Annotated in this window: 14 protein-coding genes; 10 read left to right on the top strand and 4 right to left on the bottom strand. The window is 34.4% G+C overall.

Going from position 1 to position 15,866, the window contains the following annotated elements; translation table 11 throughout:
• Nucleotides 1-27 precede the first annotated feature (27 nt).
• From OO013_RS01195 to nqrE, 7 genes are all read left to right on the top strand, one after another.
• The gene (locus OO013_RS01195) at nucleotides 28-195 is read left to right on the top strand and encodes a hypothetical protein (RefSeq protein ID WP_266054693.1); all 168 of its coding nucleotides are present in this window, start codon (nucleotides 28-30) and stop codon (nucleotides 193-195) included.
• A 5-nt stretch (nucleotides 196-200) separates the two neighbouring features.
• Complete coding sequence (gene cmk / locus OO013_RS01190) at nucleotides 201-896, top strand: (d)CMP kinase (RefSeq protein ID WP_266054692.1); 696 nt, start codon at nucleotides 201-203, stop codon at nucleotides 894-896.
• A 119-nt stretch (nucleotides 897-1,015) separates the two neighbouring features.
• Nucleotides 1,016-2,386 (top strand): Na(+)-translocating NADH-quinone reductase subunit A, encoded by a 1,371-nt coding sequence (locus OO013_RS01185; protein ID WP_266054691.1) that lies wholly within the window; start codon nucleotides 1,016-1,018, stop codon nucleotides 2,384-2,386.
• Between the two features lie 11 nt (nucleotides 2,387-2,397).
• Nucleotides 2,398-3,762 (top strand): Na+-translocating NADH-quinone reductase subunit B, encoded by a 1,365-nt coding sequence (locus OO013_RS01180; protein WP_266054690.1) that lies wholly within the window; start codon nucleotides 2,398-2,400, stop codon nucleotides 3,760-3,762.
• The gene (gene nqrC / locus OO013_RS01175) at nucleotides 3,749-4,606 is read left to right on the top strand and encodes an NADH:ubiquinone reductase (Na(+)-transporting) subunit C (protein ID WP_266054689.1); all 858 of its coding nucleotides are present in this window, start codon (nucleotides 3,749-3,751) and stop codon (nucleotides 4,604-4,606) included. Before OO013_RS01180 ends, nqrC begins: the two co-directional genes overlap by 14 nt.
• Nucleotides 4,607-4,630: 24 nt before the next feature.
• Nucleotides 4,631-5,308 (top strand): NADH:ubiquinone reductase (Na(+)-transporting) subunit D, encoded by a 678-nt coding sequence (locus OO013_RS01170; RefSeq protein WP_266054688.1) that lies wholly within the window; start codon nucleotides 4,631-4,633, stop codon nucleotides 5,306-5,308.
• Nucleotides 5,309-5,321: 13 nt separating this feature from the next.
• Entirely contained in the window at nucleotides 5,322-5,933 is a 612-nt protein-coding gene (nqrE, locus tag OO013_RS01165) for an NADH:ubiquinone reductase (Na(+)-transporting) subunit E (protein ID WP_266054687.1), read from the top strand.
• 48 nt (nucleotides 5,934-5,981) lie between these two features.
• Here the strand turns inward: nqrE and OO013_RS01160 are convergent, their stop codons facing one another.
• Together OO013_RS01160 and OO013_RS01155 are read right to left on the bottom strand one after the other, a co-directional pair.
• Entirely contained in the window at nucleotides 5,982-7,298 is a 1,317-nt protein-coding gene (locus tag OO013_RS01160) for a pyridoxal phosphate-dependent aminotransferase (RefSeq protein ID WP_266054686.1), read from the bottom strand.
• An 83-nt stretch (nucleotides 7,299-7,381) separates the two neighbouring features.
• On the bottom strand, nucleotides 7,382-7,987 hold the full coding sequence (locus tag OO013_RS01155) for a DUF502 domain-containing protein (RefSeq protein ID WP_266054685.1): 606 nt from the start codon (nucleotides 7,985-7,987) through the stop codon (nucleotides 7,382-7,384).
• Between the two features lie 117 nt (nucleotides 7,988-8,104).
• On the opposite strand from OO013_RS01155, the gene OO013_RS01150 reads away from it, so the two are divergent.
• From OO013_RS01150 to OO013_RS01140, 3 genes are all read left to right on the top strand, one after another.
• The gene (locus OO013_RS01150) at nucleotides 8,105-8,542 is read left to right on the top strand and encodes a hypothetical protein (protein WP_266054684.1); all 438 of its coding nucleotides are present in this window, start codon (nucleotides 8,105-8,107) and stop codon (nucleotides 8,540-8,542) included.
• A gap of 211 nt (nucleotides 8,543-8,753) precedes the next feature.
• Entirely contained in the window at nucleotides 8,754-9,959 is a 1,206-nt protein-coding gene (locus OO013_RS01145) for a S8 family peptidase (protein ID WP_266054682.1), read from the top strand.
• A 254-nt stretch (nucleotides 9,960-10,213) separates the two neighbouring features.
• On the top strand, nucleotides 10,214-11,518 hold the full coding sequence (locus tag OO013_RS01140; RefSeq protein WP_266054681.1) for a carboxypeptidase-like regulatory domain-containing protein: 1,305 nt from the start codon (nucleotides 10,214-10,216) through the stop codon (nucleotides 11,516-11,518).
• A gap of 34 nt (nucleotides 11,519-11,552) precedes the next feature.
• Here the strand turns inward: OO013_RS01140 and OO013_RS01135 are convergent, their stop codons facing one another.
• Both OO013_RS01135 and OO013_RS01130 read right to left on the bottom strand, forming a co-directional pair.
• Nucleotides 11,553-14,561: a sensor histidine kinase gene (locus OO013_RS01135; RefSeq protein WP_266054680.1), complete on the bottom strand. Its 3,009-nt coding sequence runs from the start codon at nucleotides 14,559-14,561 to the stop codon at nucleotides 11,553-11,555.
• A 116-nt stretch (nucleotides 14,562-14,677) separates the two neighbouring features.
• On the bottom strand, nucleotides 14,678-15,661 hold the full coding sequence (locus tag OO013_RS01130; protein WP_266054679.1) for a helix-turn-helix transcriptional regulator: 984 nt from the start codon (nucleotides 15,659-15,661) through the stop codon (nucleotides 14,678-14,680).
• Nucleotides 15,662-15,866 lie beyond the last annotated feature (205 nt).

Here is a 15,866-nt window from a genome sequence, read left to right as displayed (position 1 = left end):
GTTGATCTTTTTTTTTAACTTTAAGTAATGACGAACGATAGTTCTAAATTAATAAACTTCAGTAGTTTGATAAGAAAAGCAATGTTTTTCTTGTTGGCTGCTGCATTATTATTTGGTTCCTGCAAAGCTACTCAAAAGAGAAACAAGCCTCCAAAACCTGGAGAGCCTATTCCATGCCCAATTAAAGACTGTTGATCGATATGAAAAAAATAAATATCGCTATCGATGGATATTCTGCATGTGGGAAAAGCAGCACTGCAAAGATGATTGCAAATCGTCTTCAGTACAAATATATCGATAGTGGGGCGATGTATAGAGCGGTAACTCTTTATTTTATAGATAATTATGTAGATTTGACCAATGAAAAAAAGGTCGATAAAGCATTAAAAAACATTCATATCGATTTTCGATTTAATAGTAAAAAAGAAAAGAGTGAAACTTATCTCAACGGATTAAATGTTGAAGATGATATTCGAACCATGAGAGTTACAAACATGGTTAGTGAAGTCAGTGCTCTTCCAGAGGTGCGTAAGGTTTTAGTAGATCTTCAACAAAAGCTGGGAAAAAAGAAAGGAGTGGTAATGGATGGTCGTGACATAGGATCTGTTGTATTACCTGATGCTGAATTGAAAGTATTTATGACAGCAGATATGAAGGTAAGAGCTTTAAGAAGACAGCAGGAATTACTTGAAAAAGATCAATTAGTGGATTTAAACGATATAATTGATAATCTGGCGAAAAGAGATAAGATCGATACGACAAGGGAAGTGGGACCTTTAACAAAAGTGGATGATGCAGTAGAAATTGATACTACTCATATGACTTTGGAGGAACAGGTGGAAGAAATTTTACACGAAGCGACTTCAAGAATAGTAGATAACAAGCAAAAAATATAAATATTAACAGTTATTTAAAATAATTCTAAATAATATATAATACCTATTTTTATACCCTTTAATTGGTGAAAAAATTTTTATTTTTGCACCGTTTGTATAGAAAATGACCTGTTATAGCAATGTCAAAAACTATTAAGCTTAAACGAGGATTCGATATAAATCTTGCCGGTAAGGCGGAGAAAAAACTCGTAGAGAATATCAAGGCAACGACCTACGCCTTCAAACCGACGGATTTTGAAGGTATCATGCGTCCTAAATTATTGGTAAAAGAAGGAGATACTGTGAAAGCAGGTACTCCTATTTTATATGATAAAAAGAACGATGCAATTAAATTCACTGCTCCGATAAGTGGGGAAGTCGTTGAAATTGTAAGAGGAAAAAAGAGAAAATTGCTTGAGATCAAAATTCTTGCAGACTCTGAAATCGTGTATGAGGAGTTTGACAAGTATTCAGTTTCAGACATAGAGTCTCTTGATGCTGAAAAGATCAAGGAGCAATTGTTAAAGAGCGGGGTTTGGCCAAATATTATACAAAGGCCTTACGGGATTTTAGCAAATCCTGAAGAGAATCCTAAAGCTATCTTTATTTCAGGTTTTGATACCAGTCCTTTAGCACCGGATACGGATTATATCTTAAAAGGACAAGAGCAATACTTCCAGGCAGGAGTTAATATTTTGAAAAAATTAACTTCTGGTAAGGTTCATTTGAATCTTAATGCCTCAGGAGAGGTATCTTCATTGTTTTCTCAGATCCAAAATGTAGAGATTAATAAATTTAGTGGCCCACACCCTGCAGGAAATGTTGGGGTACAGATCCACCATATTGATCCTATAAATAAAGGTGATGTTGCATGGACTGTAAAACCATTTGGTGTTGCTCAGATCGGGAAATTATTCCTTGAAGGAAAATACGATACCAAACGAGTGATAGCACTTGCAGGATCTGAGGTTAAGAATCCGCAGTATTATTCTGTATATACTGGTGCTTGCGTCGATAAACTACTTGAAAACAATTTGAACAATGATAATGTTCGTGTTGTAAGTGGAAATGTATTGACAGGAAGAGGGATTAAGAAAACAGGATATGTAGGTTATTTTGATGACCTCGTAACTGTTATTCCTGAGGGAGATGAATATGAATTCTTAGGTTGGATATTGCCATCGGCTAAGAAAGTTAGTTTCCACAGAGCATTCGGTTTACTCGCACCATTTTTTGCAAGTAAAAACAAAGAATTTGTTGTTGATACTAACTTACACGGTGAACCGAGAGCATTTGTTGAAACTGGTTCATTTGAGAAAGTTACTCCAATGGATATTTATCCTGAGTTCCTTATCAAGGCTATCATGGCTGAAGATTTTGATGAAATGGAAGCACTTGGGATTTATGAAGTAATTGAAGAAGATCTGGCTCTTTGTGAGTTTATTGATGTTTCAAAACACGATATTCAAAAGATTCTTCGTGAAGGTATTAATTTATTGCAATTTAGCTGATAAGACTGTCTATGAAGTTTTTACAAGACATATTTGAAAAACAAAAACCTCACTTTGAGAAAGGTGGGAAGTGGGAAAAGTTCTATTATATTTTCGAAGCTCACTTTACTCTTCTTTTTGCTCCAAAAGATGTAACGAGCAAAAAAGGAGTTCAAATCCGTGATGCAGTGGATATGAAGCGTATGATGATGACTGTTATCATTGCTTTGCTCCCTACATTAATTTTTGGAATCTGGAATGTTGGTCACCAGCATTTTCTGGCAACAGGTCAGGAAGCAGCAACTCTTCTTGACAAGTTTGCTATTGGTGCATATGCTGTCCTTCCAATTGTCATTGTATCTTATGTTACCGGTTTAGGTATCGAATTTACTTTTGCTACGATCAGAAGACACCCTGTTAATGAAGGTTTCCTTGTGTCAGGGATGTTAATTCCTTTGATCATGCCAGCTACTATACCTTTATGGCAGGTAGCTCTTGCAACTGCATTTGCAGTAATTATTGGTAAAGAGGTATTTGGAGGAACTGGAATGAATATTCTTAACGTAGCTTTAACTGCACGTGCATTCCTTTATTTCGCTTATCCTGGAGATATCTCTGGAGACAATGTCTGGACTTATTTTGGCGACAGTCTTATTGGAATGAGCGAGCCTGTTCAGGCTTTTTCAGGAGCAACACCTTTAGCTATGGCTGCTGCGGACGGCATTAGTTCATTCTCTAATTTCTGGTTGAGTGATGCTTACACTTTTCAAAACATGTTCCTGGGAGTTATTCCAGGGTCTATTGGTGAAACATCTACTTTAATGGCTCTTATTGGTGCTCTTATATTAATTACAACAGGAGTTGGAAGCTGGAGAATTATATTATCAGTTTTCGGTGGAGCTTTCCTTATGGGATATTTATTCAATTTTATTTATGATATAAATTACACTGGTCAATTAGGAACTGGTGTGAAAATTGCTTTTTTACTGGGAACAATAATTTTGTTCATCATTAATCAAAAGTTTATCAAAGGAGAGTTAAAGGCAGTCATCGGCGTGTTGGCTGGTATGTTGATATTTACAGCAGTAATGTTATTCTCTGGTGCTGCCAGTGAATTCATGAAGGTTCCTGCTCAGTTTCACCTTGTGATGGGAGGTCTGGCTTTCGGTGCTGTTTATATGGCTACTGATCCGGTAACTGCATCACACACTTTCCAGGGTAAATGGATTTATGGAATTATGATTGGAGCACTTACTGTGTTGATCAGAGTATTCAACCCTGCATATCCTGAAGGAATTATGCTGGCAATACTTCTGATGAACGTGTTTGCTCCACTTATAGATATATATGTTGTAAAAGCTAATAAGAAAAGGAGGTTGAGCCGTGCGACAGTCTAACGGATACGTAATTATTTTCACCGCAATATTAACAGTCGTTGTTGGCGGTGCAATGGCATTGACATCTGTAGCCTTAAAGCCGGCGCAGCAAAAGTCAATAGAATTAGATACCAAGTCTCAGATTTTAAGTGCTGTGACTGATGTATCTGAAATGAAGAACAATGAAATATTAACGTTCTATAAAGAGCATATTTCTTCTCTTGTTGTTGATGTAAATGGCGAAGAGATAGATGATGCTGTTGCTGAAAAAGTTAATGTAAATAAGCAATTCAGAAAGCTTTTCAAAGCTCAGAAGCAGCGTAGAGAAGCAGCGAAATTAACTCAGCTAGCAGAAAGAACTGGTGATGAAGAGGCTAAAAAAGAAGCTGAAACATTAATCAAAAGTGCTGAAGCAATAGAAGAAGAGGCTTTATTTCCGGTTTTTAAATATACAGAAGGTGAAGGCGACAATGTTGATGCCTATATTTTCCCTGTTTATGGAAATGGACTATGGAATAATATCTTTGGATATATTGCTTTAGAAAACAATTTGAATGTAATTAAAGGTGTATCTTTTGGTCACGTGGGAGAAACTCCTGGTCTTGGAGCAAGAATAACCAATCAGGATGTGAAAAGCCGATATAATGGCAAGACTATCTTTAGTGATGCCGGAGAACTTGTCTCTGTTACAATGGTCAAGGGAGAAGGGAATCCTGAAGATAAATTAGGACCCCACAAGGTTGATGGTATGTCTGGTGCAACTTTAACAGCAAACGGTGTAAACCAAATGCTTGAGGCGTACCTTCATTATTATTTAGATTACATTGACAAAAAGAAGTCGGGCGAAGTACAAGCTGCGCTCTAATTAAAAATATTAATTACTGTAATTATGAGTACAGAAACTACTGAAGTACAAAGCGAGGTAAAGAAACCAAAGAAGGTTTCCGAGCCATTATTGTCAAAACGTAGAAAACAAATTCTTAGTGATCCACTCAATGAGGATAACCCGATCACAGTTCAGGTATTGGGTATTTGTTCTGCACTGGCTGTAACAGTGAAATTACAACCTACCTTGATCATGTCAATAGCTGTGATCTTTGTAATTGTATTTTCAAACCTCATTATTTCATTAATGAGAAACCTGATTCCAACAAGGGTTCGTATTATCGTTCAGCTTGCAGTTATTGCATCACTGGTAACAATTGTAAGTGAGGTATTAAAAGCTTATAGCTACCCGATGTATAAAGTACTTGGTGCTTTCGTCGGTCTGATTATTACAAACTGTATTGTAATGGGTAGACTTGAAGCATTTGCAATGGGTAATAAACCTTATGATTCACTTCTTGATGGATTTGGATCTGGTTTTGGATATGCATGGATTATTTTGACAGTAGCCTTCTTTAGAGAATTACTTGGCTCAGGATCTATATTTAACTTCAAAGTATTTGAAGAGCTTGGTATAGCTTATCAGGCTAACTCAATGATGGTTGATTCTGTCGGAGCATTCATTATTTTGGGTATCCTGATCTGGGTACAGCGCTATGTAACAGGTTATGTTGAAAATTAAAAATATTATATAGATGGATTTAGTAAGCTTAGCAGTCCGGTCGATATTTATCGACAATATGATTTTCGCCTATTTCCTTGGAATGTGTTCATTTCTTGCGGTATCTAAGAAAGTTAGTACTGCTCTTGGATTAGGTCTTGCAGTTGTTTTCGTTCTCTCGATCACAGCTCCTGTAAACTGGTTATTACAACAGTATGTTTTAAGAGAAGGTGCCTTAACATGGATTAGCGCTGAATTTGCTAATGTAAACCTTGAATTCTTGCAATTCATTATGTTCATTGCTGTTATTGCAGGTATGGTACAGCTTGTAGAGATGGTGATTGAGAAATTTTCTCCTTCATTATATGGTTCATTAGGTATATTCCTTCCACTAATTGCAGTAAACTGTTCTATCCTTGGTGGTTCTCTTTTTATGGTACAGAGAGATTATACTTTGCCACAAGCTTCAGTTTACGGTTTTGGATCTGGATTAGGATTTGCTTTGGCTATCGTAGCTCTTGCAGCTGTACGTGAAAAGCTAAAGTATAGTAATGTTCCTAAACCATTAAAAGGAATTGGTATCACAATGCTTATAACAGGTTTAATGGCTATTGCTTTTAAATCATTTATTGGAATTGCTGTGTAAGCATCAGGAAAATATAAAATTTAAAGCCTCTCAATGGAGAGGCTTTTTTTATGCTATCTGTTTGATCTCTAAATACTCTAAAAGAGCCTTTCGCAGGTTGGAGTAAATGTAATTGCAGGTTTCTTCATCATCTTCAAGTAAAGTAATTCTAAAACCATCTAATTGACTGCAAAAGCTACTTACCGGGACCACACAAATACCGTAAGCACCAAGTAAATAGTAAACAAATCGCTGATCATTTTTAATGTCTGGTTTGTTAACCCATTCTTCAATCAGTTCTCTGATTTTTGTGTTTTCTATTCTTAATGTATTCTTTTCATCTATAACTCCATGTTCGAAAATGATTGAATTATAGAATGCACCATTAGTCCGGTTAAACTTTATTCCTGGTATATCAGCAAGATATGATTCAAGCAACCTGCTTTTTTTACCTATCTTTTCATTTTCAACATTTCTGTATTCTTTAAAATTGGTGTTTTCGTAAATTCTTGGAATAGCTAGTTGTGGTAATTTGGTAGCACACACTTCAATCATTTTGGCATTTATCAAAGCTCTGGCGAATTTATCAAATTCATCATTCTTCTTTCTGTTGTAAAACTCGATCCATCCACATCTGCTGCCAGGCCAGGGCATTTCCTTAGAAATACCTTTCATTGATATTCCTGGATGGTCACCTATTAATTCAGCAAGTTTAGCAGTCTGGGCATTATTGTAGGTGATGTTTTCATATATTTCATCAGCAATAATCAAAAGATCAAACTCTTTGGCAATTGCTACCATCTTTTCCAGTATTTCCCTTGGGTAGACCATTCCGGTTGGATTATCTGGATTTATAATTAATATTCCTGTAACAGAAGGATTATACTTAACCTTGTTATAAAGATCATCAAGATCGGGAAACCAATTATTATCTGGATCTAACAGGTAGGTTACTGGGCTTTGATTGGCATGTGCAGCCTCTGCCGAACTATGAGTGCTATAGGAAGGTGAGGGGCCAATAATTCTGCTCGATGGTTCAATGAATTGATAAACAGTGGAAATAGCATCACCAAGGCCATTAAAAAACAGAATATCATCCGCCGTGATATCACAACCTTCTAATTGATTTGTTTTTTTCGCAAGGTATTGACGGGTAGCAAGTACTCCCATGCTATGACAATAACCATACGTATTATCCTCTTTCAAAAGCGCGGTAATTTCGTTTTTCATCCATAGAGGAATCTTGTGGTGCTTTTGAATCGGATCACCAATATTTTCCCAATAAATTTTTTTACCAAGAGCTTGCAGTTTTTCGGCTTTGGATACTATTGCTCTAATCTCGTAATTTAGTTCTTTAGAACCGTCGCTTAATAATTTTTGTCTCATAACTGAAATAAAAAATGGAGACAAAATTTTGCCTCCATTTAAATTTCAGTAGATAATTTTATAAATGAAAATTAATTAAAACATTATTTTATATAATCTTTGTTCCAGCCGCTTATCCCCCCTGAAACGAGGAATTTCATTGCCTCAGAGGAAGATACTTCAACAGGATTTACCCATTCCCGGGGGTAAAAAAAGATATTGCCTGATACATTATAGGAATGAGGGAAATATACTGCTACCTTATCTTCAATACCTATAACTGACAAATCACTTCTTGTTATAAAGCCTAATCTCTGTACTTCTTTTTGACCATTGATATTGACTATCACAGGATGCTTAAATTTCTTCTTTTCTCCGACAAAGGCTTCTGTCAAATCTTTAATTGAAGTAAATAACAAACTAATCAATGGTATTCTGACAATTGTTTTTTCAAAAAGATCAATTATCGGCCGGGAAATAAAAGTAGAACCAATGTAGCCAATGATAGTAATTACAGCCAGGATTGTTACAAATCCCAAACCGGGAATATTTATGGGTAAAAGATTATCAACCCATCCAACAACTGAATATATAACATATATAGTAACAGCTACTGGCGCGATAAAAAGAAGCCCGTTAAAAAAATATCTCAATATTCTTTTGCTTGGCTTTTTCTCTTCAGGTTTTGGCTTATTTATTTTACTTGGCATGTTTTTCTGTAAATAGACTATTTAATCGTAATTATAGTTTGAATTTAAGAGAAAGAAAAAAAATGGATAAACAATAATATATTAATCATGTTCCTTATAAGAAACTAAATACTTTTTATGGATACTATTAATAATATTAACGGTCAGCTTGTGAAATCTTTTAATAATGCTGAAATATATTTTTCGAATGATGATAATGCTGTGTTGATAGTTAAGTCAACTCAAAATTATATTCCTGAAAATCAGTTTAGGGAAATATTCAATTACATTACAGACACTGTTTTACTTCAAAACAAAGTTAAAAAACTTGTATTTGACAAAAGATCACTTTCAGTTTTTAACCAGCCATCAATGGAATGGTATTATACACAATGGAAAGAAAAAGCATCTTCTTTGGGATTAAAAACACATAGAAAAATCCTACCTGATGATGATTTATTCAATAAGAGTGTTAAGATTGGCAGGGAGAGTATAATGTCGAAATATCCTGAAGGTCACTTTAAGCAATTGGATATTCAATATAGAGATTCGTTGGAGGAAGCAATAGGTTCATAGGTGTAATAGTGTTATTTATCGAAAAAAGTTAAGTCACTGAATAAGATTTCAGTGATTTTTTTTGCATTTTATTTTTACGGTATAATGTTTCAGGCTTATAATGTAAGAGTTACATAAAATTTTGTCAAAACTTGTCATTTTAAAATTTTGTTAAGCAAGAATTAAATTTTAGCTTCGTGGGTCTATCAATTTCAAACCTAAACAATTTAATATGACAAAGCTTAATTTTAAGATTGTGCTTACATTGTTTGCGGTAATCTTTTTTACTGCTTGTGAGCAAACAGAAGAACTTTCAACTTCAACCGAAATTCAATCTGAACAAACTGCAACTTATGAGTATCAGGTTATTCCTGGTAAATATATTGTAGTTTTCAACGAAGATGCTAATGGCAGATTTGCTCCATCTTCTTTTGCTGAAGGGCAGGAGATTATGGCAGCCACAGCAGAATCATTCCTTAAAGAAAAGGCTTCTCAATTCGCTTTAGAACGAGTTTATAGTGGCGGTATTCAAGGGTTTGTTGCTGAAATCAGCGATTTTGATGTAGAATCTATAATCAATGATCCAAGAGTGAAATCTGTAGAGCCTGATTATCAAATTATTATGAAAGCACCACCATGGGCAGGTGGTGGTGGAGGAAGTTCCACAGGTGAAGAAATACCTTTTGGTATCACAAGAGTTAATGGCGGTATCACCTATACTGGTAATAACGTTGCCTGGGTTATTGACTCTGGTGTTGATTTAGATCATGAAGATCTAAATGTAGATGCTTCAAGAGCATTTAATGCATTTACATCTGGTAGAGATGCTAAATCAGCTGATGATCTTAATGGTCATGGTTCTCACGTAGCTGGAACAATTGCAGCTATTGATAATGAAACTGGTGTAGTAGGCGTAGCAGCTGGTGCAACTGTTGTACCAGTTAAAGTTCTTGATGCAAGAGGTAGCGGTTCTTATTCTGGTGTAATTGCCGGAGTAGATTATGTTGCTGCTAACGGTTCTGCCGGTGATGTTGCAAATATGAGTCTTGGAGGCCCCGTATCGCCTGCTTTGGATGATGCGGTAAAAGCAGCTGCTGCTAATGGAATTAACATGTGTCTCGCAGCAGGAAATGAAAGCACTGATTCTAATGGGTCGTCTCCTGCCAGAGTAAATGGTAATAACATTTACACTATTTCTGCTATGGATATTAATGATCAATGGGCGAGCTTCTCAAATTATGCAAATCCACCTGTTGATTATTGTGCTCCTGGTGTAAGTATTAAGTCTACTTGGAAAGATGGAGGATATAATACTATTTCAGGTACTTCAATGGCAACTCCTCATGTTGCTGGTATCCTGTTACTTGGTAACATTAGTACTGATGGTACTGTTATTGGTGACCCTGATGGAAATAGTGATCCTATTGCAGTTCACTAAAATTTAAAAAAAATATTACATTGATAAAGGAAAGCAGAGTCATTTAAAGACTCTGCTTTTTTTATTTATAGAATTAAGAATCTTTATGTAGTCAAAGCAATTCTTGGTTTAATATAAATATTATTTTTTTATATAATTATTTAGGTACATCACTGATTTTTCCCTTTGTTTCGTCATTTTAAGAGCGCTGATTCTTTTGGTGAAGTATTAGATTTGTATAAAATTTTTTAAACCTAAAGTATACTTAACCAAATATGGATCGATTACTAAACTTAAGAACAGTCTTAGCACTTTTTAGTGTTATCGCTGTATTGATCTCATCATGTAGTGATGATGAAGAGGAAGCTCCGACAACGGGTACCGTAATAGGTATGGTTACGAATGGAAATGATCAAACCGCTATCGAAGGAGCCTCTGTAGTTATTTATGATGCAAATAATAATTCTCCTGTTTTAACTTTAACAACTGATGCAGATGGAAATTATTCTACTGAACTTGATCCGGGTAGTTATTTCGTAAAAGTTTCTGCACAAGGATATCTTGCAAATCCACCAGCTGGTATAGCTGCTGTACCTTTTGATATTACTGTAGGAGTGGAGACTGAAAACAATGTTGTTTTATTTCCGAATGACCAACAGGGACTTGGGTATATTTCCGGAACGGTAACTGAAGGTACAAACCCTGTACAAGGTGTTCTGGTAATTGCTGAAGCTGGAGATGTAGCTTATTCTGCGATTACAGATGAAGAAGGTAATTACACAATTTATAATGTAGCAGGCGGATCATATTCAGTTAATGGCTGGATTGCTGGTTTTAATTCATCAACCGAAACAGCTTCTGTTAGTGCTGATACTGAGACTGCAGATGTAAATGTTTCTCTTACTGCTGGAGCATCTGGAGAGTTATCAGGAATGGTTACTAACCTTGCTGCAGAAAATAAAGATGTAGATGTATCACTTGTACATCCAATAACTAAAGAAACTCTTCCTGGATTAACTGGTTTCACTCAGGATGGTCAATATTTAATTACTGATATTCCTAACGGAACTTATATTGGAAGAGCTAGTTATGCGAATGATCAACGCGTAATGGATCCGGATCGTATTTTTAAATTCGGAGAACCAACGGTAGAAATTACTGGTGTTGCAACAGAATTAGATTTTGATATTACAGGTTCTGTTCAGGTAACTTCTCCTTCTAATGAACTTTCATCTACTATTCCTGTAGAGATTACAAATACAACTCCTGAGTTTACCTGGGTAGCTTATTCTTCAACTTCTGATTATGTTATTGAGGTGACTGAAGCTGCTACGGGTAATGTTATCTGGGGAGGTTTTGATACTTCTGGAGATTTACCAGTTAAAAATATAGTTATTCCATCATCTCAAAGATCTATTACATACAACTCTGACGGAAATGCAACAGTTCCAGCATTAGAAGTTGGTAAAGTATACAGATGGAGAGTTTACGCAAGTAAAGATGATAATAACTCTACTACAGGATGGACATTGATTTCTGCTAGCGAGGATCAAATGGGACTAATTAAAATTCTAGAATAATTGAGATCCCAGAAAAAAATAATAAGGCAGCTTTTTAGCTGCCTTTTTTCATATTAGGTATTTCAATAATAAATTCTGAACCCTTGTCAAGTTCTGATTTTACTGTTATACGGCCATTTAACTTATCCAAAGTTTCAGCTACTATATACAAACCCAGTCCTGAGCCTGTTGTCCTTTCTGTAGCACGATAAAACATTTTAAAAATGTTATTTATATGCTCTTTACTTATTCCAGAGCCATTGTCTTTTATACTTATCGATGCAATATTTTTGGTGCAGTTTATCGAAATTAAGATCTGGGGATTTTCCTGCCTTAAATTATGATATTTTAGTGCATTGGAAATTAAATTTTTAAATATTATCTCAAGCCGTTTGGGATCAGAACAAAAACCAATATCGCAAGAGTTTTCTATTTTGATGATTATTCTTCTTGTTTCGTCAAGATATTTAATCTCTTCAAGTACTCCCGATATTAATTCTTCAAAATTTATTTTTTCCAGTTCTAAATTAGTCCTGGCATTTCTGCTGAAATCAATAATATCTTTAGTGAATCTATCTAGTTTTTTAATGCTTTGTTCAATTTTTTGAAAGTATAGTTGAGGGTCAGTTTTATTATCCAGTTTAGCCAGATTTACAATGCCAAGTACTGAGGCTAACGGGGCTCTTAAGTCATGGGAAGCACTATACACAAATCTATCCAGTTCACTATTGAGTTTCTTAAGTTGTTTGTTTCTTTTTTCTATATCATTTACCCGCCATTTATATACTAAAAAGAGTATAAGCATTAGTAAAATACAAATTAGTATATAAAACCACGTGGTCTGATAATAATATGGTTTAACTATAAAGGTAATTGATGCACTATCATTACTCCATTCTCCTAGTACATTCGATGGTATTATCTCAAAAGTATAGGTACCTGGATTGAGGCTGGTATATTGTATTTGTCTTTTGTTTTGAATGATTGTCCAATCTTCCTTAGACCCGTGGAGCTTATATTTAAACTTTATTGCTTCAGGAGAAGTGAACTGCGGCGCTGAAAAATGAAAAGTATATCTCATATTTCCAGGACCTAATTCAACTGTGTCATTCAGATAATGTTTCCCTTCTGTGGCCAGGGATTTAATATAAATATTTGGAAAGTCGGTATCGATCCTGGTTCCTGAAGGATCAATAATGCTCACCCCACCTATAGTTGGAATAGCTATTTTATTATCTGATAAAAGAGTTGACCTCGTAGCACCTGTACATTCCTGATTGGCCATTCCGTCGCTCTCGTCCATAATTATTGATCCTACGGAACTAATATTACCAGATAAAAACTCATAAATATCATTTTTATTTATTCTGAGGATTCCTTGATTAGTGGTTATCCACATGGATCCTGCCCCGTCTTCTACAGCATCAAAAAAGCTAACGCCGGTCAGTGAATGTCGAATTTCTATTTTTGATATGGTTTGATTTTTGAGTGTATATAACCCTATATTAGTTATTAAATAAATCTCATCATTTTCACTTATATGAATATTGAATATCAGAATACCGGAGTCATTATCCTTTATTTTTATGTTTTTAATAGTGTGTTCAGGTGAAATTATTGACAAGCCTCCACTGTGGGTGCCTACATAAACATTACCTCTGCTATCTTTTTCCAGTGCAAGTATAAAGTTTGATCGTAAACCATTGTTTTTGTCAAGCGCTTTTTTAAAATCACCATTCTCACATATTATAACCCCACTTGTGCGACTGGCTATCCAAAATTCATTATTAACTTGTAATATCTTTCTTAGATCAAGTGAGGGTAGTCCATCTTTTCTTGTTAATAGTTTTTGTTTCCCAGATTTAACACGTAATAGTCCATCATAGGAGGCAATCAGTATTTCGTCACCTTTAAATAGTATATCTCTTATTCCACTTTTGAGATCTAGTTTAAAAGGAAACTGAGATATTTCACCATTTTTAATAATGTTAATATTACCGTCATCAGTCCCAACATACAAATCACCTTTGTGTTCACGGATAATGTTAGTTTTATTAGTGGTCAGGCCTTCATCTGTAGTGTAATTATTGATCCCTGTATTTCGAAGATGAAGCAAACCATCTTTCCCGGTTGAAACCCAGATATTATTTTTTTCTTCAATATCAATTTTTGCAAGACGGGTAAGGATCATTCCTCCTTTTCTCTGAGTGAATAAAAATTTATTCTGGTCTTTTGAAAATTTGCCTAAACCTGATTCAGTTGCCATCCATATATGCTCCAGATCTGGTCTGGAATTTATATGATTAATATGTAACGAGTCATAGAAAGGTTTTTGAAAATTATTTTTGCTAAAGGTCTGCAAACCCCTTTGTGTTCCTATATAAAGCTGCCCATTATCAAAATATAACGTTCTTATATAATCGTTTATTAATCCATTTTTTGTTGTATAGTGATTGATTTTGCCATCATTAAATTCATATAGTCCGTTTCCTTCAGTTCCTATCCAAATATGATTTTTGCCAGCGGACTCTATATCTGTTATACTTAGGTCGTCCGGTAGTTCTTCACTTATTCTGAATATAGAATCATTATGAATTTTATAAACTCCCTTGTTGTATGAACCTATATAATAAGAGTTATTTTCAATGAAATTCAGACAGGTTATAGTTTGAGGTATTTTACCATTCTTGCTTTTAACCTGTGAAAATTTTTCATTATTATATTTTATGAGACCCGATCCCTGGGAAACAAAAAACAGAGTGCTATCTGGAGTTTCATAAATTTGATAAAATGCATCTGTAATCAAAAAAGGTAAATTACGGCGATCATAAATATCAATATTAACTCCGTCAAATCGCATAATTCCATTATAGGAAGTTATCCAGATATAACCGGATTTACTTTTTAAAGAGGAAGTAATGTTATTTGATATTAGACTATTTCTTCCAGACCATTGATAAATTGACATATCACTAATCTCATTGTGATGTGTCCTCTCCTGTGATTTAAGGCCAGGTAAAAAAAAGAATAAAAAGAATATAGTTAAATAAAAACTATTGCGCATTGAGGTTTACCATATATCTTAAGTCTTAAAATACTAATCAAAACTTATAAATTCGATATTATTTTAAGACAATATGGTAAAATTCTGATTATAAGGTTTGTATTAAAAGGTTACCTTCACTCCATTTTGCTAAGAGAATCTTTGAGATATTGCTTTATATAAGTTTTAAGTGATTCAGGAGCTAAAATTTCAATTTCTTTAGAAATCCCTAGAATGTATCTACCTACTCCCTCATATCCATTTATACCAGCCCTAAACCTGTAGAATTCTTTTTGCTGAGTAAAATCCCGGGTTATATATTTTTTTGCCTGAGGGAAAGTTTCCTGAAGTAAATTTTTAGCCATGATAGTTAATCTGAGATCAACTTCTAATTTCTCTCCGGAAAACATTCCAAAAGCGTCGGGCTTTAAGTGCGTATGATGATTGTGGTGAATAATTTCGTCATCAAGGGCCATTACTTCTTCAGCTCTTGAAATATGGAAGACTTTGGTTTCTTTTACTTTAGGTTCATAGGCAACTAAATAGTGCCCATTAATTACATTTATCGGTTCCAGAACTCTGTCAAAATAACCTTTTGATGTATTTGATCTGTATTTTCTTAGTTCAATTACTTTTTTGTCCTGGATAGCTTTTTGAATGGTATCCACTCTTTCAGAAAAGTCATTTACTAATTCTTCATTATGGAATGTCAACTCCGGAATCTTAGCAGCCAGCTTCTCCTTCAATGAATGAGATAAAGGAGAATTGCCATTTATACTTTGATGAGCCAGTTTAAGTTCATCTTCAGTCAGACTGATTAAAAAGTTATTGTTTTCACGATCACTTACTATGAAATACCTGTTGTGGTAATCCATGTCAATTGGAAAGAATTTCTCCAGGCTCTTAATATCTCTTCTTACCTGTCTTTCACTTTTATTTAAAACTTCTGCTAGCTGTGAAAGTGTTTTAGGTTTTCTATATTTTAATAAAATAATCAGCTTCAGGATTTTTTCTAATCTATCCTGTGCATTTAATACCCCATCACCTTTTTCAAGGTACCCATCAAAATAATCCATCGATTTGTAATACTCTATTATAAATTCCTTAAAAAGTGTATTCAACTTTTTTATTTAGATTTTAAAATTGGCTCTTTTTTAAAAACTAAATTTTCTTCAATAAAATAAAAAAAAATGAAAAATGCATTTTATTGGTATATTACTTTTGATATTACTTGTAAGTAATTGATATTCAGAATATTATTTTTATCAATATTAAATTGTAATAGTACTTAATCGCGGTTGTTGAATATTTTTTTAGGGCATCAAA

It is taken from the genome of Mangrovivirga halotolerans (assembly GCF_026241165.1).
In the GTDB taxonomy this organism is placed as follows: Bacteria; Bacteroidota; Bacteroidia; order Cytophagales; family Cyclobacteriaceae; genus Mangrovivirga; species Mangrovivirga halotolerans.
The sequence above is the reverse complement of the archived record's forward strand: the minus strand, read 5'-3'. Positions and strand labels throughout refer to the sequence as shown.

Excerpts from the sequence above, each read along its gene's own strand:
- OO013_RS01160 (WP_266054686.1), bottom strand. The coding sequence starts at position 7,298 with ATGAGACAAAAATTATTAAGCGACGGTTCTAAAGAACTAAATTACGAG.
- OO013_RS01180 (WP_266054690.1), top strand. The coding sequence starts at position 2,398 with ATGAAGTTTTTACAAGACATATTTGAAAAACAAAAACCTCACTTTGAG.
- OO013_RS01135 (WP_266054680.1), bottom strand. The coding sequence starts at position 14,561 with ATGCGCAATAGTTTTTATTTAACTATATTCTTTTTATTCTTTTTTTTA.
- OO013_RS01150 (WP_266054684.1), top strand. The coding sequence starts at position 8,105 with ATGGATACTATTAATAATATTAACGGTCAGCTTGTGAAATCTTTTAAT.
- OO013_RS01140 (WP_266054681.1), top strand. The coding sequence starts at position 10,214 with ATGGATCGATTACTAAACTTAAGAACAGTCTTAGCACTTTTTAGTGTT.
- cmk (WP_266054692.1), top strand. The coding sequence starts at position 201 with ATGAAAAAAATAAATATCGCTATCGATGGATATTCTGCATGTGGGAAA.
- OO013_RS01185 (WP_266054691.1), top strand. The coding sequence starts at position 1,016 with ATGTCAAAAACTATTAAGCTTAAACGAGGATTCGATATAAATCTTGCC.
- OO013_RS01170 (WP_266054688.1), top strand. The coding sequence starts at position 4,631 with ATGAGTACAGAAACTACTGAAGTACAAAGCGAGGTAAAGAAACCAAAG.
- OO013_RS01145 (WP_266054682.1), top strand. The coding sequence starts at position 8,754 with ATGACAAAGCTTAATTTTAAGATTGTGCTTACATTGTTTGCGGTAATC.
- nqrE (WP_266054687.1), top strand. The coding sequence starts at position 5,322 with ATGGATTTAGTAAGCTTAGCAGTCCGGTCGATATTTATCGACAATATG.
- OO013_RS01195 (WP_266054693.1), top strand. The coding sequence starts at position 28 with ATGACGAACGATAGTTCTAAATTAATAAACTTCAGTAGTTTGATAAGA.
- OO013_RS01155 (WP_266054685.1), bottom strand. The coding sequence starts at position 7,987 with ATGCCAAGTAAAATAAATAAGCCAAAACCTGAAGAGAAAAAGCCAAGC.